This window comes from Enterovibrio makurazakiensis (assembly GCF_050336585.1).
Taxonomy (GTDB): domain Bacteria; phylum Pseudomonadota; class Gammaproteobacteria; order Enterobacterales; family Vibrionaceae; genus Enterovibrio; species Enterovibrio gelatinilyticus.
Window position 1 is genome coordinate 160306 of the sequence record NZ_JAKJSE010000006.1, and the last position, 25422, is coordinate 185727.

The following is a 25422-nucleotide window of genomic DNA, read 5'->3' on the forward strand; positions in this document are numbered from 1 at the left end:
GCCGCAATTCGGTGGCTTGCCGATAAAGGAAGTAATAAAAGGGAGCAAGTTGTGAATTTTAACCGATTCAAACAATGGAGCCTGAAAGGCGACGTTTTTGGCGGCGTGACGACCGCAATCATTTCTTTACCACTCGCTCTTGCCTTTGGTGTTGCTTCGGGCGCTGGCGCTGAAGCGGGTTTGTGGGGCGCGATTCTCGTAGGTTTATTTGCTGCCTTGTTTGGCGGTTCTTCGACCCTTATCTCTGAGCCAACGGGCCCAATGACAGTGATCATGACGGCCATATTAACGGCAATGGTGGCTCGTTATCCTGAAACCGGCATCGCTATGGGCTTTACCGTGGTGATGATGGCAGGGGCATTTCAGGTTCTTTTAGGGACGCTTAAGTTAGGCAAGTACGTCACGTTAATGCCCTATAGCGTGATATCCGGTTTTATGTCCGGTATTGGTGTCATATTAATCTTACTGCAAATCAGCCCGCTCATGGGCCATCCAGCACCTGCTGGTGGGGTGATTGGAACACTTCAAGCTTTTCCTGACACACTGAGTAATCTGAGCTTCAAAGAACTTTTTCTCGGCGTGTTAACGCTAGCAATACTGTTCTACTTTCCTAAAAAATACCGTCGATATATTCCTGCACAATTAGTGGCACTGGTCTCAGTGACTTTGCTGTCATTGATGATCTTTGACTTAGATAGCATCCGCCGGATTGGCGAAATCCCGACGGGATTGCCGTCAATGGTTATGCCGACCTTCACACCTGAAATGCTAACCACCATGGTGATTGATGCGTTGGTACTGGGCACTCTAGGTTGTATAGATACCTTGCTGACGGCGGTCATTGCCGACTCCCTAACCCGAGAAGAGCACAACTCTGACAAAGAACTGCGAGGCCAAGGCATCGCAAACATGATTTCTGGCCTGTTTGGTGCTCTGCCTGGTGCGGGTGCAACCATGGGGACAGTGGTTAATGTGCAAGTAGGGGCGCGTTCGCCGCTAGCAGGGATTGTTCGGGCATTGATTCTTGCCGCTGTCGTGTTGGTCGCAGGCTTTTTGACCGCCCCTATTCCGATGGCTGTGCTGGCAGGTATCGCCTTGTACGTGGGCATTAATATTCTCGATTGGAGCTTCCTGCAACGCGCACATAAGGTGAGTAAGCACCAAACCGCCATTATGTATGGTGTGATGGCATTGACAGTATTTGTGGATTTGATTGTCGCTGTCGGGCTCGGCGTGTTCATTTCTAACATTGTTGTGATTGAGCGTTTGAGCCGCGAACAAGCTAAACAAGTAAAAGCCATTAGCGATGCCGACGATGATGATGTGCCTCTTTCTGAAGAAGAGCGCGTTTTATTAGATAGTTCTGATGGAAAGGTGTTGTTTTTCTACTTATCAGGCCCGATGATCTTTAGCGTATCGAAAGCTATCTCTCGTCAACATGCGAGGATTGGTGAGTACCGCGTCATGATCCTCGATTTGAGCGATGTACCACTCATCGACATGACAGTAGGGTTGGCGCTTGAAAATGCGATAAAAGATGCGAGAGAAGCGAACTGTACCGTTTTCTTGCTCTGCCCTCATCAGCAAACCACAGAACAATTAGAGAGACTTCATGTCGGAGACTGGATCAGCGATCCTCATGTCTTCGAGTCGCGCTATGATGCTTTGCATGCAGCGAAAAGGCTTACTGAAGTAATGCCGTAAAACATATTTTGGGAATTATGAAAGCAATCGAAATTGATAATCTGGTCAAAGTTTATGGCACAGAGGTAAAAGCGCTGAAGGGAGTTTCCCTTTCCGTGCAGCAGGGTGATTTTTATGCCTTGCTTGGCCCGAATGGCGCAGGGAAATCTACCACTATCGGCATTATCAGTTCACTGGTGAACAAGACCTCGGGAAAGGTGAAAATTTTTGGTTATGACATCGACACTGATCTTGTTGAAGCCAAAAAGCAGCTCGGCTTAGTACCCCAAGAGTTTAACTTCAACCAATACGAAAAAGTGGAGCAAATCCTACTTAATCAAGCGGGTTACTATGGTGTTGAGCGTGCGGAAGCGAAAATCCGTGCGAAGAAATACCTCTCTCTGCTGGATTTGTGGGAAAAGCGTAATGAGCCTTCTCGAACGCTTTCTGGTGGGATGAAGCGTCGCTTGATGATTGCTCGCGCCCTAATGCACGAACCTAAGCTACTCATTCTTGACGAGCCAACCGCGGGTGTTGATATCGAATTGCGCCGTTCTATGTGGACGTTTTTGAAAGATATTAATGAGCAGGGCATCACCATCATTTTGACCACACACTACCTTGAAGAAGCGGAAATGCTGTGTCGAAACATCGGCATTATTAACCGCGGAGAGCTGGTGGAAGATACTTCGATGAAGGCGTTGCTGAAAAAGCTGGATGTGGAAACGTTCGTGTTGGATCTCGCACCGGACAGCAAAGTGGCACAATTGAATGATGTGAAATGGCATCAAATTGATGATCACACGTTGGAAGTCGAAGTGCACAAAAGCACGGGTTTGAATACGGTTTTTGCACAGTTGTCAGAACAAAGCATCCAAGTGCTTTCAATGCGAAATAAGGCGAATAGATTGGAAGAGCTCTTTGTTAATTTGGTACGAAATAGCGAGGAGTCAAAGTCATGAACAAAGCTTACTGGGTCGCCTTTAAGAGCCTGTTGATCAAAGAAATTACACGATATAGCCGAATTTGGGTGCAAACCCTCGTGCCGCCTGCCATTACCATGACTCTGTATTTCGTGATTTTCGGTAATCTTATTGGCAGTCGCATCGGTGAAATGGGCGGCTTTAGTTATATGGCGTACATCGTGCCTGGCTTGATCATGATGTCGGTGATCACCAACTCGTATTCCAATGTTGCGTCGTCGTTCTTCAGTACTAAGATGCAGCGAAACATTGAAGAGCTTATGGTTGCGCCTGTCCCTAACTACATCATCATTGCGGGTTATGTCGGTGGTGGCGTGAGTCGTGGTTTAGCAGTGGGGCTGATCGTGTCGGTTGTCTCGATGTTTTTCGTCGATTTGCACATCGCACACCTTGGCGTGATTGTCGCGACCGTCTTGCTGACGTCGATTGTGTTTTCTCTTGGCGGGTTGATCAATGCGGTGTATGCGAAAACCTTTGATGACATTAGTATCATTCCAACGTTTATACTGACGCCCTTGACCTATCTGGGGGGCGTGTTTTATTCACTGTCTCTATTGCCTGAGTTTTGGCAGGGTGTGTCGAAGCTAAACCCTATCGTGTACATGGTAAACGCCTTCCGCTATGGCTTCCTTGGCGTGTCGGACGTCAGCATCGTCACTTCGTTCTCTGTGCTTATCGCGTTTATCGTGGCGTTGTATTCCATTGCTTGGTATCTGATCAGCCGTGGTATTGGGTTGAGAACTTAACAACTTAACAACAGGGCTCTCCTCGTTAGGAACAAACCCTTTCAAACACAAAAAAACCGCCAATGGCGGTTTTTTTATTGAAGCAAAAGTAGGCGCTTAGTGATTCAATGCACTTACTCTTCGCTGTTGTCTTCGACAGTAGCAACAGTGAGTTCAACCACCAAGTTATCAATCAGACGAACCTGACCTAGCTTCACAGAAGCAAGGATAACTGCCTTTGAGGTGTTTTCAGTAACAGGCTGTAGCGAGAGAGCATCACGAATGAAAATCTCATCAGGTTCTAGTCCTGCAGCACGAAGTTGATCATTACCATCAAGCACCAATTCGCTGTAATCATTACGACCACCACGCATTTGGCTGCTGATCCAACGCAGTGTTTTTGCTAGTACTGGCGCACGTTGGCGTTCATCTACCGTTAGACGAGTGTTTCGGCTGCTCATCGCAAGGCCGTCCATTTCACGGACAGTGGGAACAGGAATAATGGTAATAGGCAGTGCTAAATCCGCCACCATTTTGTTGATCACAGCAAGTTGCTGGAAATCTTTCTCGCCAAACAGAGCAACATCAGGCTGAACAATATTGAACAGCTTGCTGACAACCGTCGCGACACCTTTGAAGTGACCCGGACGAGAAGCGCCTTCAAGAATGGTTGAGAGGGTAGGAACCTCAACGGAAACGTGATTGTCCATGCCTTGCGGATACATGACTTCTGCACTGGGTGTGAAGAGTACATCTATCGCTTCAGCTTGAAGCTTGGCGGTGTCTTCTTCCAATGTTCGAGGGTACGCAACCAGATCGTCACTTTTCTCGAACTGCATTGGGTTAACGAAAATGCTTACGACGACAACATCGGCGTTTTCACGCGCTCGTCGAACCAAGGTAAGGTGACCATCATGAAGGTGGCCCATGGTTGGGACGAATGCAATTCGCTGCCCTTCGCGACGCCATTGAAGGATCTGATCTCGTAGCGGGGCAATATCAGCGATCACTTGCATATTTTCAGCATTCCTTAATTAAACGTCTGCTCTGGGCCAGGAAACTCGCCTGTTGCAACTTCTTCGATATATCGCGCAACGGCCTGACGCATATCGCCAGTGCTCGCGAGGTAGTTTTTGGAAAAGCGTGGAATGTAGTTAGCGGAAATACCAAACATGTCATGCATGACGAGGATTTGCCCGTCGGTGGCATTCCCTGCGCCAATACCAATGACTGGCACACGAAGCGCGTCTGTTATGCGTGCTGCAAGGGCTTTGGGTACGCACTCAAGCAAAATAATCTGCGCACCGGCTGCTTCAAGAGTCAGAGCATCTTGGAGCATCTGCTCGGCTTGTTCTTCGCTACGACCTTGAACTTTAAAACCGCCAAAAATATTCACTGACTGAGGTGTTAAACCAAGGTGAGCACAGACTGGTACTGCGCGTTGCGTCAGCTTGGTTATGGTATCAGCGAGCCATGCGCCGCCTTCCAATTTCACCATGTTGGCGCCGGCTTTCACTAGGACAGCTGCGTTTTCACAGGCTTGCTCTGGCGTCGAATATGACATGAATGGCATATCAGCCATCAATAAACAATTCGGGCTGCCAGCTCGAACGCTACGTGTGTGGTAGGCGATTTCGTCGACAGAGACAGACAGGGTGTCACTCTTACCCTGTAAAACCATGCCGAGAGAGTCACCGACTAACAGCAGTGGCATTTCTTGTGATTCAAAAAGTTGGGCAAAGCTGGCATCGTAAGCTGTTGCAGTGGCAAATTTACGCCCTTCTTGCTTCCATGCCATTAAGGTATTTATCGTAATTTTTTTCATATCGTCTCCCAAACCCTGCTTGCTATTGATGTTGATTGCTGAGGCTTTTGTGCTTACGCGATACTGGTCAAACCGTTCTTATCCGTGACGGCGACCAAATCAGCGACAGCACTGCCATCAGGCAGGTGCAAGTCAGGGGCAATTTCGGCGAGAGGGTAAAGTACGAATTCTCGTTCTTTCATCCCGTAGTGTGGAACGGTTAACCGTTCACTTTCTAGTTGGAGATCACCATATAAGAGGATATCCAAATCTAGTGTTCGTGGCCCCCAGCGCTCTTCTTTGCGCTCTCGACCAAACTCCAGCTCGATACGCTGAGTATGAGCAAGAAGATCTAACGGAAGCAGTGCGGTGTCAATGGCCGCAACGGCGTTCACGTAATCGGGTTGGTCGGTGGGGCCCATCGGCTTACTGCTGTATAGCGATGAGCAAATCACCCATTGGCTATCCGGTAGCTGCGCTAATGCTTCGATAGCATTTTGTGCTTTTTCTATCGGATTGCCAAGGTTACTGCCTATCGCAATGTAAGCACGGATCATGATTCTTGATTCGGCTTGCGACGGCGAGGTTTGGTTTTGCGACGACGACGAAGCTTTTTCGCTGAACTGGCTTTGTTCAACACTTGTACCATGTCGTTACGGCCATCACGGTCAGCTTTTTGGAAGTCATCCCACCATTGCGCGAGTTCTTTTAACTGACCGTCTTCCACTTCGCCACGCATTTCTAGGAAATCAAATGCAGCGCGGAATTTTTGTTGTTCCAAAAGTTTGTATGCACGTGTTCCAGAGCGACGGCTTAGGCGAAGTTGCAGTTGCCAGATGTCACGAATCATGGCGGTAAATCGACGAGGGATAGCAATGGTTTTTACTTGCTCATCCAGCATGTCGTTTGCCGCTACCATAAAGGCATCGTAATAACTTAAACCGCTTTCAAATGCGATTTCTTCCGCACGGGTTTCCAATGGGTACCAAAGCATCGCGGCAAACATAAAGGCCGGGTTGATGCGTTGCTCTGTGGCGACTCGTTCATCGGTCGAACGAAGTACAAGCTCAAGCATTTGTTCGCTCTTGCTGTTTCGATCTTCGGTGAAGTGTTCCGCTAAGATTGGGAACAGTGGCGTGAACAAATCGAAATCACGTAGCAGTTTGTAGGTTTGCAAACCATGACCAGATTGAAGTAGCTTCAGGCTTTCTTCAAACAAGCGCGCAGCGGGAATATCACGCAGCAAGTGGGCCAATGCTGGGATCGGCGCTGCCGTTGCATCATTCACCGTCATGTCGAGCTTGGCGGCAAAACGCACTGCCCGCAGCATTCGCACTGGATCTTCGCGGTAGCGTGTTTCAGGATCGCCAATCAGACGGATGACACGGTTGTTGAGGTCTTCAACACCACCCGCATAATCGCGTACTGAAAAATCGTCGATATTGTAATAAAGGGCATTCACCGTGAAATCGCGGCGCTCTGCATCTTCATCTATCGTGCCATAGACGTTATCACGCAATAGCATGCCATCATTGGATTGGCTGCTGGCGTTCTTTTCACTGGCTTCAGCACCGTGGTGTCCACGGAACGTTGCCACTTCAATAACATCTCGTCCGAATAAGATATGCGCCAGACGGAATCGACGGCCTACCAAACGACAGTTGCGGAAAAGCTTACGCACCTCATCTGGGGTCGCATTCGTGGCAATATCAAAGTCTTTGGGTTGCGTGTTTAGCATTAAATCACGCACGCCGCCGCCAACAAGGTACGCCTCAAACCCCGCCTTATTTAGGCGGTAGAGCACTTTCAGCGCATTTTCGCTGATATCTTTTCTTGATATACCGTGCTCTTGGCGAGGAATAACTTCTAGCTTCAGGTCTGTTATTTCACGCGTTTTATTATCGCGATTCAACACCTTACGGCAAAAGCTGGTAACTCGATTAAAGATAACTCACCTCGTATTTGACAGGTCGGGTCATAAAAACGACGGCATATGATATATCACGCCCTCGTACTTTAGAAAGCTGTAATCACTTCTGTGTCGGTTGGCAGCATATTCACATGCCAATTTTCTTTGCCCCAAAGTAGCAATTCTTCGACGCCCGCACCCTTTAATTCGTTGGGAATTGGGTGGCCTAAAAAGGCGAGTGCAGCTTCTAGTGCCGGACCCGGATTGGCATTGTCGATCGCTGGAGCGTAGTTTTGTTTAGAAAGCTTATTACCGTCAGCGTTGAGTGCAAGTGGCAAATGCAAATAACTGACAGTGGATGCGCCGAGTTTCTGATAAAGAGAAACTTGTCTGCCAGTCGGCTCAATCAGATCTGCACCTCTTACGACTTCTGTCACCCCTTGATAAATATCATCAAGCACAACGGCAAGGTTGTAAGCAAACAGGCCGTCGCGACGTTTGATAATGAAGTCTTCCGCGGCCATGGTGACATCGAGTGGAACAATACCATGCTTGATATCAACAAACTCATGAACGGGGTTATCAATGCAAACACGAACGGCGGATTGTTCACGTTCTAACTCGCGGTGACGACACGTGCCCGGATAAATGCCTCCTGCATCTTTGATTTGACGTCGTGTGCACTGGCAGAAGTAAGCATTGCCATTGTCTAACCACGTATCTATGTGTGCTTGATAGGCTTCATATCGTGTGTGTTGGTATAACACTTCGCCATCCCAATGCAGCCCGTAAGCGTCTAAGGTGCGTAGAATTGCGTCGGCGGAGCCTTTAACTTCTCTTGGCGGGTCAATGTCTTCAATGCGTACAAGCCAATGTCCTTGGTTGGCATGAGCTTGTAAGTAGCTGCCCAACGCAGCGACGAGAGAACCAAAGTGAAGCGGGCCTGATGGTGAGGGGGCAAAGCGCCCGACGTAATGCATGGTAAATTTGCCTGTGATGAAAAAGGAAAAAGGGAGCATCCGCTCCCTTTTTGCCATAAATCTCGATGAGACGGTAGGCTTAGCCTGCCATTTGCCTCTCTTTGATTTCTGCCAAGGTTTTGCAATCGATACACATATCTGCGGTTGGGCGAGCTTCAAGGCGACGAACGCCAATCTCTACACCACATGAATCGCAGAAGCCGAAATCGTCGTCTTCCAGACGTTGCAATGTTTTCGAAATCTTTTTGATCAGCTTACGCTCACGATCACGGTTGCGAAGTTCAAGGCTGAACTCTTCTTCTTGGGCAGCACGGTCGACAGGATCAGGGAAGTTAGCTGCTTCGTCTTGCATGTGATGCACAGTACGGTCAACTTCTTCTCTAAGCTGGTTACACCACGCTTGGAGGATTTTACGGAAATGATCAACTTGCTGATCATTCATGTATTCCTCGCCGGCCTTCTCTTGGTAAGGTTCTAACCCAGCCGTAGCCAGGATGCCCAGCGATTTTTTAACTTTGCTTTCTGGCATTAAGCGTTCTCCTAAATACACCCTGACCTGCTTGGTCAAAAGAGGGCGGTATCTATATCAGAAACCCTATTTAGAGGCAATCTTTGTTTTTGCCTCTTGTCACCCCAGTGTGAAGATGTCTACATTTTTTCTCAATACTGGGAGAACGGGACCCTATTTTTTATGCTCATCTGCGCGGATGAGAGCGAGGCTTGGTAACACAGAACTTCGACACCAAGCAGCTCGGCTTCTATAAGTAACTGATTATAGACTTCATCTATATGTTTTGCTGGGGAAACCTTCTCAATACCAGAATGAAGCACGGCAAAAAGGAGTACGGCTCGCTTGCCTTGTTGCGCCAAAGTGGCTAATTCCCTTAGGTGTTTCTGACCTCGCGTGGTGACCGTGTCAGGAAAGTACCCCTGACTTCCCTCCCCAAGTAGCGTCGCACTTTTTACCTCTATATAGCAGTCTTCTTTTGACGGGGATTGCAGCAAAATATCGATGCGGCTTTTTTCCTCGCCATAAGGGACTTCGGTACGAAGCGTCGGATAACCTTGAAGCTCCTCTATCACACCCGCTTCAATCGCCTCGACCACCAAGCGATTCGCTTGCGCAGTATTCACACAAATCATATGGCCTGAATGTGTTTCGGTCAGCTCCCAACTGTTGGGGTATTTCCGCTTTGCATTATCTGACGTGGAGTACCACACCGTATCGCCGGGGGTAGCGCAGCCAGTCATTGCACCTGTATTGGCGCAGTGGATAGTACGTTCGGTGCCATCCGGAAGTTGAATGTCTGCAAGAAAACGTTTGTAGCGACGAAGCAATGTTGCGGGCTGTAAAGCAGGGTTAAACTTCATGAGTGTCCTTGGCATGAGAATGAATAACGCAATGTGGCGTTATAATGTCCAACGAATCAGGCAATTAACAGTGTCTGTTTGCTATCCGCAATTTGGCGTGCATGTTCAGATGTCCGTAACATGCATCTTGGTGTTACTCGGGTATACTCTGCAGGTAATTCTGACATAAAGGCATTAAATTTGTCACAGCTCCCCATCGATAGCGTCCTTGATGACGTGATATCCGCTTTGCATTCCCATTCTCAGGTCATTCTTCAAGCGCCCCCAGGTGCGGGTAAGTCAACGCGTCTTCCATCTGTGTTGCTTGAGCGACAAGTCTTCGACGGGAAAATCATTTTGCTTGAGCCTCGTCGCTTGGCTGCACGTAATATTGCTCGTTTTCTTGCAGGGCAAAGGGGCGAGCGTGTTGGAGAAACGGTCGGCTTGCGTGTGCGCGGAGAAACGCAGGTGAGTGACAAAACGCGCATTGAGATTGTCACCGAAGGCGTGCTCACCAGAATGATTCAATCCGATCCTGAACTTGCAGGCGTGGATTTGGTGATCTTTGATGAATTTCACGAGCGTAGCTTGCACGCAGATCTTGCGTTGGCACTGTCACTTGACGTGCAAGCAGGCTTGCGGGATGACCTCACGGTGTTGGTGATGTCTGCCACGCTTGATAGTGATGCATTGACCGAACTGCTACCGGATGCCGTACTCGTGATATCAGATGGACGAAGCTTTCCTGTGGAAGCTCGCTATCAGCCAATTGCCAAACAATATGGCTATGAAAATGCGATAGCCAGCGCGGTGGCAAAATTGATGGAAAACGAAGAAGGTTCAGCATTAGTCTTTTTGCCGGGGGCGGGGGAGATTAATCGAACCGCGACAGCGTTAGCGGGCAAAGTGCCAAACGACGTGATGGTGTGTTCTTTGTTTGGCCAACTCTCAGCCAAAGAACAACAAGAGGCGATTGCTCCTGCGCCTATTGGAAAGCGCAAGGTGGTGCTTGCGACCAACATTGCTGAGACCAGTTTGACCATTGAAGGTATCCGTTTGGTGGTGGACTCAGGAATAGAGCGCGTTGCGAGATTTAACCGCAAGTCAGGTATTACCAAATTGGATACGGTACAAATCGCGCGATCTTCAGCCATTCAACGTATGGGGCGAGCAGGGCGATTGTCTGAAGGCATCTGTTTACGTTTATATAGCGAAGACACGTTCCAGCGAATGCGCGCAGTGCCGGATCCTGAAATCGTCACCAGTGATTTAATGCAACTTGTGCTTGAAGTGGTGCAATGGGGGTGTGGTGCAGAAGATTTGCAATGGCTTGACCTTCCACCAACGCAGCATTGGCAGCAAGCCGTTACGCTACTAGAACAATTAGGTGTGCTAGATACCAACGCGTCACTTACGGCGAAAGGCCAGCAGGTGGTCGCGATTGGTACAGATCCACGAATTGGCGCCATGCTTCATGCTGCGAAAGCGATGGGGGAACGTGCCCTGTCTACCGCGTGTTGGTTGGCAGCTTGGGCTGAAGAGCCACCTCGAAGCAGTCGAGAACCTGATTTACGTTTGCAGTTGACCATGCTTGCCAGTCAGAAAGGGCCGCATAGGCTTCGAGCAAATCAACTCGCACACCGTCTTGGCATCACGCTGAGAAGTGACATTGACTCGGATTTCTTAGCGGCATTGGCGGCATCGGCATGGCCTGATCGCGTGGCGAAATCTCGCAGCAATGATGGGCGCTTCTTACTGAGTAACGGTCACGGCGCGCAAATAGATGCCGATCATCCGTTGTCTGGTGAGGACGCTTTGATTGCGGTGGACTTAATGAGCATGTCGCAAGGTGACAGCCGGGTATTTACTGCTTGTCGTGCAGATATTACCGCTCTCCAAACCCTACTGCCTTCACTGTTTTCTGAACGAGAATGGGTAGACTGGGATGATAAGAAAGGGGCGTTGATTGCAGAAACACAACTGCGCTGCGGCGAGATAGTGTTATCGCGTAAGCCTATCACTCAGCGAAATGAAGAGATGATGACGCAAGCGTTGCTGCAAGCGATTAAGCGCAAAGGTGTTGCTTGTTTGGCGCTACCCAAAAAAGCCGAAAGCCTATTGATTCGCGCCCGTTGTGCTTTGGCGTGGCAATTGCCCATCAGTCTGCCTGCTCTTGATGATGACAGTCTGCTTGCCGCACTCGATGAATGGTTAGCGCCGTTTATGGTCGGGGTGAAATCGATGAAAGGTTTACAGAGTGTCGATACCTATAGTGCGCTAGAGGCTTGGTTTGGCTGGGCAACCACCAAAGAGTTGAATCGTTTGTTACCTGAAACCTATCAAGTGCCAACGGGGTCTCGTTACCCTATTCGATACCAAGCCGATCAAAAACCTGCGCTCGCAGTGCGTATGCAGGAAATGTATGGACAAGCGCATTCACCGACGATCGCGGACGGACAGGTTACCTTGGTGGTGGAATTGCTTAGCCCCGCTCAGCGACCTCTTCAGATCACGCAAGATCTGGCTGGCTTTTGGCAGGGGTCATACCGTGAAGTGCAAAAAGAAATGAAAGGCCGATACCCGAAGCATGTGTGGCCTGATGATCCAGCGAATCATCAGCCGACGACATTGACTAAACGACACTTTAAACCGGACGCGTAACCCACCATTCATGACTAAACCAACACCGAAGAAAACGGCAAGCCGCACACGTAAACCATCCACGTCGGCCGCTAAAAAGAAGAAAGCGCCACAGAAAAAAGGCTGGGGGAAAAAGCTACTATTGCTCGGCGTAAAACTTTCCCTTGTCGGCATTGCGGCGCTTGTGATTCTGGGGATTTATCTCGATGGGAAAATCCGCGATCGCTTTGATGGTCAGATATGGCAACTCCCCGCAGTCGTGTATGGACGTGTGTTGCATCTCGCGCCTGGTGACGCCGTGGACATCACCACGGTAAAGCGTGAACTCGACTTGTTGAACTACAACAAGGTGCGCTCACCAAAACGTGCTGGTGAGTATTCGGCCTCTAAAACTCGCATTGAGTTGATTCGTCGTCCGTTTGATTTCGAAGATGGCCCCGAAGGCGCGCAACATGTGATGCTGACGTTTGGTTCTGAGGGGGTTACTGCCATCAAGCAACTCGATAGTGGTAAGCAGCGAGGGTATTTACGCATTGAACCCAAATTGCTTGGCATGATGGAATCCAACACCGATGAGCAACGTATATTCTTGCCACGCGAACGTTATCCGGAGTTTCTGGTTGATGCGTTATTGACGACGGAAGATCGTGATTTCTACCATCATGATGGTGTCTCTCCGTTAGCGATTGTTCGCGCCATGGTTGTGAACATTAAAGCCGGTCGAACTGTTCAAGGGGGCTCAACCCTCACGCAGCAATTGGCGAAGAACCTATTTCTCACCCGTGACCGCACCTTGTGGCGCAAAGTGCAGGAAGCGTATATCGCGATTATTCTTGATTACCGCTATAGCAAAGACCGTATTCTCGAGGCTTACCTGAATGAAGTCTATTTAGGGCAAGCACGTGGACAGGCTGTGCATGGTTTTCCTTTGGGTGCGAGGCTCTATTTTGGTCGCCCCATTGAAGAGCTTCGCATTGATCAACTGGCGATGTTGGTGGGGATAGTCAAAGGTCCGTCTTATTATAACCCTTGGCGTTATCCTGAACGTGCGCAAACGCGTCGAGACCTCATTCTTCGTATGATGATGGAAAGCGGTGTTCTGACATCCAATCAGTATGCACAAGCGGCAGCGCGTCCATTGGATGTGCAAAAATCACCTAGCCTCAATAGCCGTCAACCCGCTTATTTTGAACAGCTAACGCGTGAGATTCGGGAGCGTGTTGGGAATCAATTCAACCCTGAAAGTGGTTTGCGCGTATTCAGTACCCTCGATCCGTTGTCTCAATCATTGATTGAAAAGACCGTCGTCAACAAAGTGAAAGCGCTGAAGAAAACTGCCGGAAATGAGTTAGAAGCCGCGGTGGTGATAGCTGACCGTAAGAGCGGAGAGATCCGCGCGATGGTGGGAGGAAGTCGTCCCGGTTATGCCGGATTTAACCGCGCCTTGAATGGCAGTCGGCAAATTGGCTCTCTGTCAAAACCTGCTGTCTATTTGGCGGCCTTGTTACAGCCGGAAAAATATAACCTTGCCACGCCACTTGATGACAAGCCCTTGGTACTGAAAGGGGATCAGGGCAGTGAGTGGAAACCAAGAAACTATGACAGGAAATTCAGAGGACAAGTGCCGTTGCTTAAAGCGCTTGCGCACTCTTATAACATTCCAACGGTGAATTTGGGCTTAGCGATCGGGCTCGATAATGTTATCTCGACGTTCGATGATTTGGGCGTCAATCCTGATCAGATCACTCGCGTCCCTTCGCTGCTGTTAGGTGCATTCACCTTAACGCCTATGGAGGTTACGCAAATGTTCCAAACGTTAGGCAGTGGCGGGCGTAAGGCTGAACTAACAGCGCTGCGTGCTGTGGTTACGCGCGAAGGGCAGGTGTTGTATCGCAATTGGCCTAAGGCAAGCCAAACGGTGCCGGAACAAGCCAGCTGGCTAACCATGTATGCCATGAAGCATGTCGTTAAAGAAGGAACCGCGCGTTATCTCAATCCGTCGTTTGCTTGGGCGTCGCTTGCAGGTAAAACGGGTACGACGGATAACAACAGAGACAGTTGGTATGTCGGCATTGATGGGCGCGAAGTCGTAACAGTATGGTTAGGGCGAGATGACAACAAGCCAACCAAGTTAACGGGTTCTTCAGGGGCACTTCGCGTTTATGCTGACTACATAAAAGAAAGACAACCGCAGAAGCTCATCCTTAACTGGCCTTCAGAGGTGACGAGTGTTCCATACCAGGTGAGAGAGGGACAATTTGTCACTGATTGCTTTAGCCAACAGAAACTTCCTATGTGGGATCCAAAAGGTCACTGGCGTGAGCGTTGTGATAAACCCGATCCTGTCGGTTGGCTTAATAGCTTGTTTGACTAATTTGTGAAGAGTGAAAGTGTGGGTTTGAAGGCTGAGGTTCAGTCAGCGTCGAACTCACACTGATTGTTTATTGTCGTTTTCCCAAACGCTAGATACGAAAAAGCCTCGTCCTTGGACGAGGCTCTCGTAAAGATGGTGCCGGCTACCGGAGTCGAACTGGTGACCTACTGATTACAAGTCAGTTGCTCTACCAACTGAGCTAAGCCGGCACACAAACTTTGGAAACGTTGCTTCTTGTTGAAGACCATTTCCTCGTTACCGCTAACAGCGCTAACAAAAATATGGTGCCTCGAGGCGGAATCGAACCACCGACACGGGGATTTTCAATCCCCTGCTCTACCGACTGAGCTATCGAGGCAACGAGCGCTATTAAATAGGAGAGGCGCGTTCTTGTCAAAATAAATTCGCATCAAAATAGTCTGACTGTTGCTTTTTTGCCTAATTCGGCGCTAATCCGACCACCGTGCTTTTTCTTTGAGCAGGCATCTTCACTTTAAATCCTCACAACACGGTTTCACGTCTTCATTTTCATGACGGAGACGAACATTCTCTTAGTTGTCATTGCGATAAGCCTACTTTTTGTACGTGATGTATCAAAAAAACCACACAAAATGTCTCAAATTAAATCTTAGTGACTAAAAAACTTTCATTTTTCGCATTATTGCTACACTTACAGAGACATAAATATTTCCGACATTAGTCATTAGGTACTAGAAGGAATTCTGCGATGGGATTCTCATTGGGAGAACAATTGGACATTACGCAGGTGATGGGGTTGAAAGATCGCTTGCAAGTCGAGTTAGAGCAGTCTGATAGCTTGCTAATTGATGGTAGCGAAGTATCACGCGTTGATGCGCCAGGGTTACAGCTTTTACTGACAGCCAAGTTTTTGTGCCAAAACCAATCCATTACATGGAAATGGGAAGGTGCATCCACTGAGTTAGTGGGGGCAGCTAAGACATTGGGGTTGGTTGAGTCGTTAGGCTTAGACAATTTTACTGAATAGTTTTCGGGTAGTTCAATCAGGGTGACAGTATGCGAAAGATATTAGCGGCAGATGATTCTGTTTCAATTCGTCAAATGGTAAGTCATACGCTCAAAGAAGCGGGTTATCAGGTAGAAACCGCAAACGATGGCGCTGAAGCACTTTCAAAAGCTAAATCGGGTCAATATGACGTCATTATCTCTGACGTGAATATGCCTAACATGGACGGACTTGAGTTTGTGCGTCAAGTTCGTGCCGTCCCACAATACAAATTCACGCCCATTTTGATGCTGACAACAGAAACGTCGGCAGAGAAAAAGAGCATGGGCAAATCTGCAGGAGCAACAGGCTGGATCGTTAAGCCTTTTAACCCAGATACTCTTCTTAAAACGTTGCAACGCGTTATCTAAGTTCAAGCGAGGAGACCACTATGGCTTTGGACATGGACCAACTGCGTCGGATTTTCTATGAGGAGTGTCGTGAGAACCTTGAAATCCTTGAGAGAGAATTGCTTTCACTCGATCCTGATGGTGATATCGATCTCGATATTATTAACACCATCTTTCGGGCTGCTCACTCTATTAAGGGGGGCGGCGCGACCTTCAACCTCAATGAGATAAGTCAGTTCACACATGTCATGGAGACATTGCTTGATGAAGCAAGGGAAGGTAAGCGTCGTTTAGATGCCAGTACTATCGACCTTTTGCTGAAAGGTGGCGATTGCATTAACAGCATGCTGGTTGCTTATGAAACAAATTCTGACTTTGATCACGTCCTAAGAGATGCATTGACGGATGAGCTGAACAAGTTGCTCCAAAACGGGCCGTCGGCCTCTGCTGAAAGTGAATCTGCCGCGCCAGAAAGTGAAGACTCGGTGGCGTCGCTGGATAGCGATGGTGACGGTGATTGGGTTGTACTGTTCAAGCCACATAAAGACATGTTTTTTACGGGCAATGATCCTGTCCGCATTCTTCGAGAGCTTTTTGATCTTGGGGCTCATTGTCAGGTTGAGTGTCTTTATGATGCGCTACCGACATTCAGTGAGCTGGAACCTGAGATGTGTTATCTCAATTGGCGAATCACTCTTGATGCGCACGTCGAAAAGGTTCTGATTGAAGAGATATTTGAATGGGTAGAAGAAGACTGTGATCTCGATGTATCACGGGCTGAAAAAGAAGGAGCCCAAAGTCAGGAAGTTGAAATTGCTGACGATACTCTTTCATCTACGAAAGCAACATCAACGGCGTCACAACCGGCAGCAGCTAACAAACCAGCAGCAAAGCAAGCTGCAACTAAAGCAGATGCGGTTTCTTCTATTCGAGTAGAGATAGACAAAGTCGACAACTTGATCAATCTAGTGGGTGAGTTAGTGATCACTCAATCCATGTTGACCGAACTCAGTCAAAACTTTTCTGAAAGTAAAATTGAGCGTCTTCAAGCTGGGCTTGACCAACTCTTGCAAAACACCAAAGAACTTCAAGAAAGCGTGCTGAATATTCGCATGCTACCAATCAGTTTTGCGTTCAATCGATTCCCTCGCCTGATACGAGATTTGTCTTCTCAGCTGGGTAAAAACGTCGAGCTGGTCATTGAGGGTGAACAAACCGAACTTGATAAAACTGTTTTGGAAAGAATCACCGACCCGCTCGTTCACTTAGTACGTAATGCTGTGGATCATGGCTTGGAACTGCCAGAAACACGCGTCGCAAATGGAAAAAGTGAAACAGGTAAAGTCTCACTGTATGCCTATCACCAAGGTGGTTCCATTGTCATTGAGGTGAAAGATGATGGTGCGGGGCTGAATAAAGAAAGAGTGTGGAAAAAAGCCATCGAAAAAGGCTTATTGCACCAAGATACCTCACTGGATGACCTGTCTAACCATCAGGTGTACAACCTAATCTTTGCTCCAGGATTTTCGACTGCAGAGATCGTGTCTGATGTTTCTGGCCGTGGTGTGGGCATGGATGTGGTGAAGCGCAATATAGAAGACTTGGGCGGCCATATTGAAGTGGATTCAGAGCCTAATGTAGGCAGCGTTTTTCGAATTAGCTTACCGCTTACTTTGGCGATTCTCGATGGGCAGCTGGTCAAGCTCGCTGACCAAGTGTTTGTGGTGCCACTGATTTCAATTATTGAATCCATTCAGATTGAATCTGAGCGTGTGAAAGTGGCGACAGGTGGTGTTGAACTTTATCGTCTTCGTGATGAAAACATTCCCATATTGCGGCTAAAAGAAGAGTTTGGTTTGGGTGAGTCTGGAACGCTGGATAAACAATTGCTTTGTTTGGTGGAGGCCAGTGGAAATCGTGTGGGCTTGCTTTTGGATGAAATGCTAGGCCAGCAGCAAGTGGTCATAAAAAGTCTCGAGTCCAATTATACCCGTGTCAATGGTGTGTCTGGCGCCACGATTCTAGGTGATGGTTCTGTGTCTCTCATATTGGATATACAGGGTTTGATGACGGGATTTTTAAGCCGAGTCGCTGATTCAAACAGCCATGTGGCGGCTTAGGAGAAGAGCATGACGAATCAAGCGCTAGCAGCCTCAAATGACGAACCCAATGAAGGTCAAGACCGCCTGCAAGGGTCGGACTTTCTAAGTTTCGATTTGGCTCATGAACTTTACGGCGTAGATATCCAAGCGGTGGAAGAGATCCGCGTTTGGGAGCCGCCAACAGTGATACCGCGTTCACCTGAGTTTGTTCTCGGTGTTATTAATCTGCGCGGCATGATCGTTCCTATCATGGATTTGAGGGTGCGGTTCAATATCGGCGTCGTTGAGTATCTACCAACAACCGTGGTGTTGATTTTAAAAGCAGGTGAATCCGCAGGAAGCCGAATGATGGGTGTCGTGGTTGATGCCGTTTCAGATGTGATTGATCTGGGTGATAAAAGTTTAATCCCACCAATCGGCGACTCGCAGGTCATGCCATTTGTCAGTGGATTGCTGAACGTGGATGCTCAGGTGATGAGCTTACTGGATGTAGATGCACTGCTCAGCATCGATGGACTGGTTCATTAAGGAGGCACTATGTCAGATGAGGTGATGGAATATCTGAGCTTTTTGATCGATGACGAAGAATATGGCCTGAATATCCTTGATGTGAAAGAGGTCCGTGGTTGGTCAGAAATAAGAAAATTGCCCAACAGTGAAAGTTATCTGTTGGGCGTGCTTGAACTTCGAGGGGAGTACATTCCCATTATCGATCTCAGGCAAAGGTTCAATATGTCACCGTCGATATTGAGTAAAACGACGGTGGTGGTGATTGTGAGAAATGAACAGGGACAATCACTGGGAATAATTGTCGATGCAGTCGCTGAGGTATATCAGTTATCGGCGAGTCAAATTAAAACAGCACCTAGTTTTGTGAAAATTGACGAACGATTCATCGAAGGGATCGCTTCAGTCAGTGGCAATCATGTGGTGTTAATACAATTAGAACGACTATTTGATTTCGACGTGTTGCATGAAGTAACGCAGCCAGATCTGGTTAGCGAGGATTAACAGTTATGTCTTGGTGGAAAAAAGAGAAGGTAACAGACACAGAAAGCACACAAGAAGATCTGGGCTTGAAGGCGCACATTGTCTCTGCGCTAGATACTGCTCAGACCGCATTGATGATGGTTGATAGAGACTTCAAGGTCTTTTATGTCAACAAGAAATCAGTGGAGTTGCTTAAAACGCACGAAGAATTGTTCCGCTCCAAGTGGCCCAGTTTCCGTGCGGAAAAGGATTGGATCGAAGGAACATGTATCGACTTGTTCCACAAAAATCCTGCTCACCAACGACAGATGTTGTCTAACCCAGCTAATTTGCCACACGAAACGGTTATTAAAGTGGGGGATGTTTCTCTACGTTTGGTCGTGGGAGCGGTGATTGATGCAAGTGGCGAGTATGTCGGTAATACATTGGAATGGGACGATGTCACCGAGAAACTGCAGGCGGATAATGAACGTGCTCGTCTTCGTGCCGCTATTGATCAGTCATTGACCGCCATGGTGCTGATTGACCGTGACTTAACCATCACTTATATCAATGAACAGACACTAAGACTGTTCCAGAAACATGAAGGCTCATTCAAGCAAATGTGGCCTGGGTTCACATCAAGCAGCGATTGGTTAATGGGTCGCTGTATTGATGAGTTCCACAAGAACCCCGCTCATCAACGTCAGTTGCTGAATAACCCTGCCAATCTTCCGTATAAAACCGACATTAGCGTCGCGGACCTCACCATTGAGCTCAACGTTGCGGCCATTGTGAATGACCAAGGTCAGTACATTGGCAATAGCTTAGAGTGGCGTGATGTTACCGAGTTGCGTAATCGTGAAATCGAAGTTGGACGTCTTGTGTCGGCGGTCGAGGGTATGACTACCAATATCATGATGGCCGATAAAGATGGCAATATTACCTATTACAATCCAGCACTTAAAAAATTGCTGGGTAAACGCGAAGACGATTTGCGCAAGCATTTCCCTGGTTTTCAAGCTGATAACCTGACAGGGAAAAATGTGGATATTTTCCACAAGAATCCAGCGCACCAGCGTTCGATTATCAGTAACCCTGATCGCCTGCCTTACACCGCAAATATCAAAGTGGGTGGGTTGGAATTTACGCTTACCTGCATTGCTATGTACGACTCTTCAGGAAACTTCATTGGCCCAGCCTTGCAGTGGGAAGACATTACTCAACAAATGGCAGGGCAGCGAGATGTTGAAGGCTTGATTCGAGATGCTTCAGAAGGGCGTTTAGGTTCGCGCATGGACACTAACAAATATAGCGGTTTCATGGCGAATCTTAGTGAAGGTATTAATGGCTTGCTAGACAGTATGGTCGAACCTTTAAACAACTGTCGTGATGTCATGAGCAAAGTGTCTGAGGGTGATCTTAAAGTCAACATGCCTGATAACTATAAAGGCGATTTTGCTGAGCTAAGCAATGCAGTGAATACCTCAATCACCAACTTGCGTGACATGGTTGAGAAGATCACTGCGTCATCAGCTCGAGTCGCGACAGCGTCCGGTGAAATTGCTGAAGGAAATAGCGACCTTAGCGAGCGCACGGAAGAGCAAGCTGCGAGCCTTGAAGAAACCGCAGCGAGCATGGAAGAGATGACCTCGACCGTGAAGCAAAATGCTGAAAGCGCAAATTCTGCCAATCGCCTGTCTCAAGACGCTAGCACCAAGGCACAGAAAGGCGGGGATGTGGTCAAACAAACCGTATCAGCCATGGGTGAAATCAACAAAGCGAGTAAGCGCATTTCAGACATCATTAGTGTGATCGATGAAATCGCGTTCCAAACTAACCTTCTCGCACTTAATGCTGCCGTTGAAGCTGCTCGTGCTGGTGAGCAAGGGCGTGGATTTGCCGTGGTTGCAGGGGAGGTGCGAAATCTCGCCCAGCGAAGCGCAGGAGCGGCGAAAGAAATCAAAGACCTTATTAAAGATAGTGTCGAGAAAGTGTCTGAAGGTTCACGCTTAGTTGATGAGTCTGGCGAGATGCTGAACGAAATCGTTGATGCTGTCGGAGAGGTGTCTACTTTGATTGGCAATATCAACTCGGCCAGTCAGGAGCAGGCAACAGGTATTGATGAAATATCGAAAGCCATCGTCAAAATGGATGAGATGACCCAGCAGAATGCAGCCTTAGTTGAAGAAGCCTCTGCGGCAAGTCAATCTCTTCGCGACGAAGGCAGCGAATTACTTAACTTGATTGGTTTCTTCCGAGTTGACGGTTCGCGTACAGGACTAAACAACCCGAACTCGGTGCCTGTGAAAAGCTTCCAGCAAACGCCGTCTTCACCGAGTCGGTCAACACCCTCTTCCGCCCCTGCAGTGAAAAAAGTGGCCAATGGATCGCCCATGTCCGCCACGGATTCTGACGATGATTGGGAGGAATTCTAACCGTGAGTGCAATTGAGGCGCTGGGTAAAATTGAAGAGCAACGTGAGTTTGAATTCACGGACAATGACTTCAAATATATTCAGGAGTTTATGCTCAGAGAAACGGGTATTTCTCTCTCTGAGCGTAAAACCTCAATGGTGTACGGACGGCTTGCAAGGCGATTGCGTCGTACCGGATTAGACAGCTTTCATGCCTATTTTGCTCTAGTGAATAGTGATTTAGATGAGAGAGTGGCTTTTGTTAATTCCTTAACGACAAACAAAACGCAGTTCTTCAGAGAAAAGCACCATTTTGACTTTATGACCAACACCATGGTTCCGGAATGGCAGAGACAAAAGCAAAAGCGGATTCGCATTTGGTCTGCGGGGTGCTCGACGGGCGAAGAGCCTTATACCATTGCATCGACGTTGGCAGCGAGCGGCTTACTGACCCCAAATCATGATTGCAAGATTTTGGCCACAGACTTAGACACCCAAGTGTTAGAAGTGGCCCAAAATGGGACCTATGGTATTGAAGCAAGCAAAGTTATTCCGTCAGCGATGCTACATCACGGATTCATTCGCGGTAAGGGGAAGAAGCAAGAACTACTGAAAGTGAAGCCTTCTGTGCGTAAGGCCATTACGTTTAAGCAGTTAAACCTAACTGCCGCGTGGCCTCATAAAGGCCCGTTGGACGCAATATTTTGTCGCAATGTAATGATTTACTTTGAGAAAGATATGCAGCAACAACTTATCTATCGTTTCTGGGAAAAGCTGGGCAGTGGCGGCATTTTGTTTATTGGTCACTCTGAAAGCATCGGACAAATGGGCAGTCGATTTGAGAACCTTGGTCAAACCATGTTTCGCAAACCGTAAAAGCGATCACTGCAACTTCGAAATAACAGCGAACAGAGCCTTGTATGCATAAAATTCTCGAGCTTACTGGCTGCCCCATTGGGGCAGGGGCAAGGCGTTTCTTCCACCCCGGTAAGCAAATGATGATGGTGAAAATTCAGCCGGGAGAGGTGTACGTCACCTCAGAACGCGAGCTGATAGCGACAGGTCTGGGTTCCTGTATTTCTGCTTGTGTATGGGATCCGTTTATAGAGTTAGGCGGCATGAACCATTTTATGTTGCCGTTTGGCGACTCAGACAACATAGAAGGGTGGGACCCAACACAGTGGCGTTCGAATGCGGCTCGTTATGGCAACTATGCCATGGAATTACTTATCAACACCATGATCCAGCAAGGCGCGGTAAAAAGCCGACTACGAGTGAAGTTGTTTGGTGGTGGCACTGTCATGGGGAAGCAAGCCAATATTGGTGAAAAGAACATTGCTTTCATTCGTAACTATGTTCAAAGCGAAGGTTTAAACATCGTGGGAGAAGATCTAGGCACTGAATTCCCACGCAAAGTCGTATTTGATCCCATGACAGGAAAAGCATGGGTCAAGAAGCTCAGAGGATACCGCGGTGAAGTTGAAGCGGAAGAAACTAATTATAAACGCCGTCTGGCAAATGAAGCGAAACGTGATGACGGCGATAGTGCGGAGCTATTCTAATGGGAAAACGGGTACATAGAGTACTGATTGTTGACGACTCTGCAGTTTTTAGAGCATTGCTCACTGATGTTATCAATTCAGATCCTCACCTCGAAGTCGTGGGATTAGCAGTCGACCCTTACGAAGCCAGAGAAAAAATTAAGAAACTCAAACCTGATGTCATCACGCTAGATATTGAGATGCCGAAAATGGATGGTGTTCAATTTCTTCGTAATCTGATGCGTCTCCATCCAATGCCAGTCGTCATGATATCAACGCTCACTCAACATGGTGCTGAGGCTACGTTGGCCGCGTTGGAGATTGGTGCTGTCGATTACTTCCCTAAGCCGACAGAAAATGTCGCCTCAGAATTGAGTAACTATCGCCAACTGGTGGTCGAGAAAGTAAAAATGGCGGCCAACGCAAACATAGCTGGCGCAGTGCATAACTTGGCGTCAGAAATCAGCGTATCTGGTCGCAACATGAGTTCGTCTTACGACATTATTGCTATTGGCGCTTCTACGGGGGGGACAGAAGCCATTCGTCACGTCCTTGAAGCTCTACCTGCAAAAATGCCACCTATTGTAATCACCCAACATATTAAAGCCGTGTTCAGTAAATCCTTTGCTGAGCGACTCAATCGAGCCTCCTCTTTACAAGTAGAGGAGTTGTCCACTGATATGGCTCCATTGGTGAGTGGTCGAGTCTATGTCGCGCCTGGTGATTTTCATTTGAAAGTTGTTAAACGCTCTGGTTGCTATTACAGCACACGCTGCGACAGCGACCCTGTTCAACGTCATAAGCCTTCTGTTGATGTGATGTTCTCATCCGTTGCTCAAGCCGCCGGTGGTCGTTCGCTGTCGGTACTTTTAACCGGAATGGGACGAGATGGCGCACAAGGAATGTTGGAAATGCGTCAAACCGGAGCTTTGACTGTTGCGCAAGATGAGAAAAGTTCAGTGGTTTGGGGTATGCCTCGCGCCGCCGTTGAAATTGAAGCCGCCCAACAGGTATTGCCTCTGGATAAAATTGCCACTTACTTAGTGGGTAAAGTTTATGGTTAATACAAAAATTAAAAACGTAGTTGCTCTCTTAGCCCTTACCGCAGGTGCGGTGCTCATTTATTTGCAGCAAACGCTTTCGAGCAGCGTAGCGGTGGCTATTGTCATACTCTGCGTGCTGTATTTGTGGCGATCTAAGCCTGAGGGAAGTCTTTCAAACGATAGGCATGAAACCCTTTTGGACGATGATGTGGTGTCAGTTGAGTCCACGGCGGTCTTGCAAAAAATCCACAACATTTTGAGCATTGAGCTGATCCCAATCAGAGAGCAGTTAGACCGACAACAGGAAGTGATAAACAACTCTGTTCACAACCTTAATTCCAGCTTCTTTGGTATGGAGCGGGCGGTGAGTGAGCAGGCCACATTGGCCAACCATATGGTGGGGGGCTTGCTAAATAACGAAGACAGTGAGTTTAACCTCTCTAAAGTGTTGCCGGAAACCGAGCAGGCAATCGACCAATATATTGACCTCTTGGTGAAAGTCTCAGAAAAAAGCATTACAGCGATTCACTGTATTCACGATATGTCGGAAAAACTAGGGGCTGTATTTAATTTGCTTGATCAGGTTCAAGCGATGTCGGATCAAACCAACCTCTTAGCCCTAAATGCGGCGATTGAAGCGGCGAGAGCCGGAGAATTAGGTCGAGGATTTGGGGTGGTTGCTTCAGAAGTTAGAGAGCTTGCTAACCGAGCATCCACCTTAAATAGCCAAATTCACAAAGACATCAATCTTGCCCAAGACACAGTGAAGCAAACTAACAGTATCGTTGGAGAAATTGCGACGTTAGATATGACCTCTTCCATTGAATCTAAAACCCGAATCGAGCAGTTGTTGAAAGGGGTTCAGGGGGTCAATCAGGAAGTCACACTAGAGATTGGTAAGGTGACAGAAAAAGGTGAAATGGTTCGTGGAGAGGTGGCCAAAAGTATTCAAGGGCTGCAATTCGCAGATATCGTGTCACAGCAAGGGCAACATGTACTCAATAACCTCCATATTTTGGAAGATCTCAATGCTCTGATCACTGAGAGCTTAACTGCGGATGAGGTTGATTGGGTCGCACTGCATGCTGCAGTGGATAAAATTGAAGAACTCGCAGGCTCTGCGGATAGAGCCCCAGCAAAACAAATGTCAGCTGATGAAGGCGACATTGAACTGTTTTAGGAGACGGTATGGCTATCAGTCGTGAAGAAAGAAATGACGGAAAATCTGTTGTTATCCATGTGAACGGACAGTTTGATTTTAGTGTGGTGCAGGAATTTCGCGATGCGTATAAGGACTGCCAAGGAAAAGACATTGAAGTCGATTTCCGCGGGACTGAATACATTGACAGTGCGGGTCTTGGGATGCTGTTAAATATGCAGACCTTCCTGAATAAAAAAGAAGGCGATATTCGATTGACGAACACCATGCCTCAAATTAAACGAGTGCTGGTTATTGCGCGCTTTGAGAAAAAATTCATCATTGAATAAATAGACGTATTCACGTTGATTGGAATCAATCAGGGAGGTCG

At 47.9% G+C, this 25422-nt stretch carries 23 protein-coding genes and 2 tRNA genes; 16 read left to right on the forward strand and 9 right to left on the reverse strand.

Annotated elements, in window-relative coordinates:
- Positions 1 to 51: 51 nt before the first annotated feature.
- From L4D06_RS04290 to L4D06_RS04300, 3 genes are read left to right on the forward strand one after another with little or no spacing between them, the layout of a single operon-like run.
- A complete protein-coding gene (locus L4D06_RS04290) occupies positions 52 to 1704 on the forward strand; it encodes a SulP family inorganic anion transporter (RefSeq protein WP_429737958.1) in 1653 nt (550 codons plus the stop codon).
- A 17-nt stretch (positions 1705 to 1721) separates the two neighbouring features.
- On the forward strand, positions 1722 to 2645 hold the full coding sequence (locus L4D06_RS04295) for an ABC transporter ATP-binding protein (RefSeq protein ID WP_274162881.1): 924 nt from the start codon (positions 1722 to 1724) through the stop codon (positions 2643 to 2645).
- Entirely contained in the window at positions 2642 to 3412 is a 771-nt protein-coding gene (locus tag L4D06_RS04300; protein ID WP_274162880.1) for an ABC transporter permease, read from the forward strand. The genes L4D06_RS04295 and L4D06_RS04300 overlap by 4 nt, the downstream gene beginning before the upstream one ends.
- Before the next feature lie 113 nt (positions 3413 to 3525).
- Here the strand turns inward: L4D06_RS04300 and panC are convergent, their stop codons facing one another.
- From panC to sfsA, 7 genes are all read right to left on the reverse strand, one after another.
- The gene (gene panC / locus L4D06_RS04305) at positions 3526 to 4407 is read right to left on the reverse strand and encodes a pantoate--beta-alanine ligase (protein ID WP_274162879.1); all 882 of its coding nucleotides are present in this window, start codon (positions 4405 to 4407) and stop codon (positions 3526 to 3528) included.
- A 14-nt stretch (positions 4408 to 4421) separates the two neighbouring features.
- The gene (panB, locus tag L4D06_RS04310; RefSeq protein WP_274162878.1) at positions 4422 to 5216 is read right to left on the reverse strand and encodes a 3-methyl-2-oxobutanoate hydroxymethyltransferase; all 795 of its coding nucleotides are present in this window, start codon (positions 5214 to 5216) and stop codon (positions 4422 to 4424) included.
- A 53-nt stretch (positions 5217 to 5269) separates the two neighbouring features.
- Positions 5270 to 5752, reverse strand: a complete 483-nt coding sequence (gene folK, locus L4D06_RS04315) for a 2-amino-4-hydroxy-6-hydroxymethyldihydropteridine diphosphokinase (protein ID WP_274162877.1) — start codon at positions 5750 to 5752, stop codon at positions 5270 to 5272.
- Positions 5749 to 7143 (reverse strand): polynucleotide adenylyltransferase PcnB, encoded by a 1395-nt coding sequence (pcnB, locus tag L4D06_RS04320; RefSeq protein WP_274163011.1) that lies wholly within the window; start codon positions 7141 to 7143, stop codon positions 5749 to 5751. Before pcnB ends, folK begins: the two co-directional genes overlap by 4 nt.
- A gap of 68 nt (positions 7144 to 7211) precedes the next feature.
- Entirely contained in the window at positions 7212 to 8084 is an 873-nt protein-coding gene (gene gluQRS, locus L4D06_RS04325) for a tRNA glutamyl-Q(34) synthetase GluQRS (RefSeq protein ID WP_274162876.1), read from the reverse strand.
- A 79-nt stretch (positions 8085 to 8163) separates the two neighbouring features.
- Positions 8164 to 8613, reverse strand: a complete 450-nt coding sequence (gene dksA, locus L4D06_RS04330; protein WP_028023044.1) for an RNA polymerase-binding protein DksA — start codon at positions 8611 to 8613, stop codon at positions 8164 to 8166.
- Positions 8614 to 8744: 131 nt separating this feature from the next.
- Positions 8745 to 9455, reverse strand: a complete 711-nt coding sequence (gene sfsA, locus L4D06_RS04335) for a DNA/RNA nuclease SfsA (RefSeq protein ID WP_429737959.1) — start codon at positions 9453 to 9455, stop codon at positions 8745 to 8747.
- Positions 9456 to 9635: 180 nt separating this feature from the next.
- Between sfsA and hrpB the strand changes: the two genes are divergently transcribed.
- Both hrpB and mrcB read left to right on the forward strand, forming a co-directional pair.
- Entirely contained in the window at positions 9636 to 12095 is a 2460-nt protein-coding gene (hrpB, locus tag L4D06_RS04340; protein WP_429737960.1) for an ATP-dependent helicase HrpB, read from the forward strand.
- A gap of 10 nt (positions 12096 to 12105) precedes the next feature.
- Positions 12106 to 14448, forward strand: coding sequence for a penicillin-binding protein 1B (gene mrcB, locus L4D06_RS04345; RefSeq protein ID WP_429737961.1), 2343 nt, complete (start codon positions 12106 to 12108; stop codon positions 14446 to 14448).
- Positions 14449 to 14581: 133 nt separating this feature from the next.
- Here mrcB and L4D06_RS04350 read toward each other — a convergent pair.
- A tRNA-Thr gene (locus L4D06_RS04350) sits at positions 14582 to 14657 on the reverse strand.
- Between the two features lie 73 nt (positions 14658 to 14730).
- Positions 14731 to 14806: transfer RNA gene (locus tag L4D06_RS04355), tRNA-Phe, on the reverse strand.
- A 369-nt stretch (positions 14807 to 15175) separates the two neighbouring features.
- Here L4D06_RS04355 and L4D06_RS04360 point away from each other — a divergent pair.
- Genes L4D06_RS04360 through L4D06_RS04410 form a run of 11 tightly spaced genes read left to right on the forward strand, consistent with a single transcriptional unit; the run spans position 15176 to position 25381 of the window.
- On the forward strand, positions 15176 to 15454 hold the full coding sequence (locus L4D06_RS04360) for an STAS domain-containing protein (RefSeq protein WP_274162872.1): 279 nt from the start codon (positions 15176 to 15178) through the stop codon (positions 15452 to 15454).
- Positions 15455 to 15483: 29 nt separating this feature from the next.
- Positions 15484 to 15843: a response regulator gene (locus tag L4D06_RS04365; RefSeq protein ID WP_016959640.1), complete on the forward strand. Its 360-nt coding sequence runs from the start codon at positions 15484 to 15486 to the stop codon at positions 15841 to 15843.
- A 20-nt stretch (positions 15844 to 15863) separates the two neighbouring features.
- The gene (locus L4D06_RS04370; protein WP_429737962.1) at positions 15864 to 17942 is read left to right on the forward strand and encodes a chemotaxis protein CheA; all 2079 of its coding nucleotides are present in this window, start codon (positions 15864 to 15866) and stop codon (positions 17940 to 17942) included.
- Between the two features lie 9 nt (positions 17943 to 17951).
- A complete protein-coding gene (locus tag L4D06_RS04375; protein ID WP_274162870.1) occupies positions 17952 to 18452 on the forward strand; it encodes a chemotaxis protein CheW in 501 nt (166 codons plus the stop codon).
- A gap of 9 nt (positions 18453 to 18461) precedes the next feature.
- Complete coding sequence (locus tag L4D06_RS04380) at positions 18462 to 18935, forward strand: chemotaxis protein CheW (protein ID WP_274162869.1); 474 nt, start codon at positions 18462 to 18464, stop codon at positions 18933 to 18935.
- Positions 18936 to 18940: 5 nt separating this feature from the next.
- Entirely contained in the window at positions 18941 to 21331 is a 2391-nt protein-coding gene (aer2, locus tag L4D06_RS04385; protein WP_429737963.1) for an aerotaxis transducer Aer2, read from the forward strand.
- 2 nt (positions 21332 to 21333) lie between these two features.
- Positions 21334 to 22185 carry a CheR family methyltransferase gene (locus tag L4D06_RS04390; protein WP_429737964.1) on the forward strand — a complete coding sequence of 284 codons (852 nt, stop codon included), beginning with the start codon at positions 21334 to 21336 and terminating at the stop codon, positions 22183 to 22185.
- Between the two features lie 44 nt (positions 22186 to 22229).
- Entirely contained in the window at positions 22230 to 22871 is a 642-nt protein-coding gene (locus L4D06_RS04395) for a chemotaxis protein CheD (RefSeq protein ID WP_429737965.1), read from the forward strand.
- Positions 22871 to 23914, forward strand: a complete 1044-nt coding sequence (locus L4D06_RS04400) for a protein-glutamate methylesterase/protein-glutamine glutaminase (protein ID WP_429737966.1) — start codon at positions 22871 to 22873, stop codon at positions 23912 to 23914. The genes L4D06_RS04395 and L4D06_RS04400 overlap by 1 nt, the downstream gene beginning before the upstream one ends.
- On the forward strand, positions 23907 to 25073 hold the full coding sequence (locus tag L4D06_RS04405) for a methyl-accepting chemotaxis protein (RefSeq protein ID WP_429737967.1): 1167 nt from the start codon (positions 23907 to 23909) through the stop codon (positions 25071 to 25073). Before L4D06_RS04400 ends, L4D06_RS04405 begins: the two co-directional genes overlap by 8 nt.
- Positions 25074 to 25081: 8 nt before the next feature.
- Complete coding sequence (locus tag L4D06_RS04410; RefSeq protein WP_274162863.1) at positions 25082 to 25381, forward strand: STAS domain-containing protein; 300 nt, start codon at positions 25082 to 25084, stop codon at positions 25379 to 25381.
- The last annotated feature ends 41 nt before the right edge of the window (positions 25382 to 25422 follow it).

What these genes read in the sequence shown, in the direction of transcription:
- L4D06_RS04295 (WP_274162881.1), top strand. Translation starts at nt 1,722, where the DNA reads ATGAAAGCAATCGAAATTGATAATCTGGTCAAAGTTTATGGCACAGAG.
- L4D06_RS04300 (WP_274162880.1), top strand. Translation starts at nt 2,642, where the DNA reads ATGAACAAAGCTTACTGGGTCGCCTTTAAGAGCCTGTTGATCAAAGAA.
- panC (WP_274162879.1), bottom strand. Translation starts at nt 4,407, where the DNA reads ATGCAAGTGATCGCTGATATTGCCCCGCTACGAGATCAGATCCTTCAA.
- panB (WP_274162878.1), bottom strand. Translation starts at nt 5,216, where the DNA reads ATGAAAAAAATTACGATAAATACCTTAATGGCATGGAAGCAAGAAGGG.
- folK (WP_274162877.1), bottom strand. Translation starts at nt 5,752, where the DNA reads ATGATCCGTGCTTACATTGCGATAGGCAGTAACCTTGGCAATCCGATA.
- gluQRS (WP_274162876.1), bottom strand. Translation starts at nt 8,084, where the DNA reads ATGCATTACGTCGGGCGCTTTGCCCCCTCACCATCAGGCCCGCTTCAC.
- dksA (WP_028023044.1), bottom strand. Translation starts at nt 8,613, where the DNA reads ATGCCAGAAAGCAAAGTTAAAAAATCGCTGGGCATCCTGGCTACGGCT.
- sfsA (WP_429737959.1), bottom strand. Translation starts at nt 9,455, where the DNA reads ATGAAGTTTAACCCTGCTTTACAGCCCGCAACATTGCTTCGTCGCTAC.
- mrcB (WP_429737961.1), top strand. Translation starts at nt 12,106, where the DNA reads ATGACTAAACCAACACCGAAGAAAACGGCAAGCCGCACACGTAAACCA.
- L4D06_RS04360 (WP_274162872.1), top strand. Translation starts at nt 15,176, where the DNA reads ATGGGATTCTCATTGGGAGAACAATTGGACATTACGCAGGTGATGGGG.
- L4D06_RS04365 (WP_016959640.1), top strand. Translation starts at nt 15,484, where the DNA reads ATGCGAAAGATATTAGCGGCAGATGATTCTGTTTCAATTCGTCAAATG.
- L4D06_RS04370 (WP_429737962.1), top strand. Translation starts at nt 15,864, where the DNA reads ATGGCTTTGGACATGGACCAACTGCGTCGGATTTTCTATGAGGAGTGT.
- L4D06_RS04375 (WP_274162870.1), top strand. Translation starts at nt 17,952, where the DNA reads ATGACGAATCAAGCGCTAGCAGCCTCAAATGACGAACCCAATGAAGGT.
- L4D06_RS04380 (WP_274162869.1), top strand. Translation starts at nt 18,462, where the DNA reads ATGTCAGATGAGGTGATGGAATATCTGAGCTTTTTGATCGATGACGAA.
- aer2 (WP_429737963.1), top strand. Translation starts at nt 18,941, where the DNA reads ATGTCTTGGTGGAAAAAAGAGAAGGTAACAGACACAGAAAGCACACAA.
- L4D06_RS04395 (WP_429737965.1), top strand. Translation starts at nt 22,230, where the DNA reads ATGCATAAAATTCTCGAGCTTACTGGCTGCCCCATTGGGGCAGGGGCA.
- L4D06_RS04400 (WP_429737966.1), top strand. Translation starts at nt 22,871, where the DNA reads ATGGGAAAACGGGTACATAGAGTACTGATTGTTGACGACTCTGCAGTT.
- L4D06_RS04405 (WP_429737967.1), top strand. Translation starts at nt 23,907, where the DNA reads ATGGTTAATACAAAAATTAAAAACGTAGTTGCTCTCTTAGCCCTTACC.
- L4D06_RS04410 (WP_274162863.1), top strand. Translation starts at nt 25,082, where the DNA reads ATGGCTATCAGTCGTGAAGAAAGAAATGACGGAAAATCTGTTGTTATC.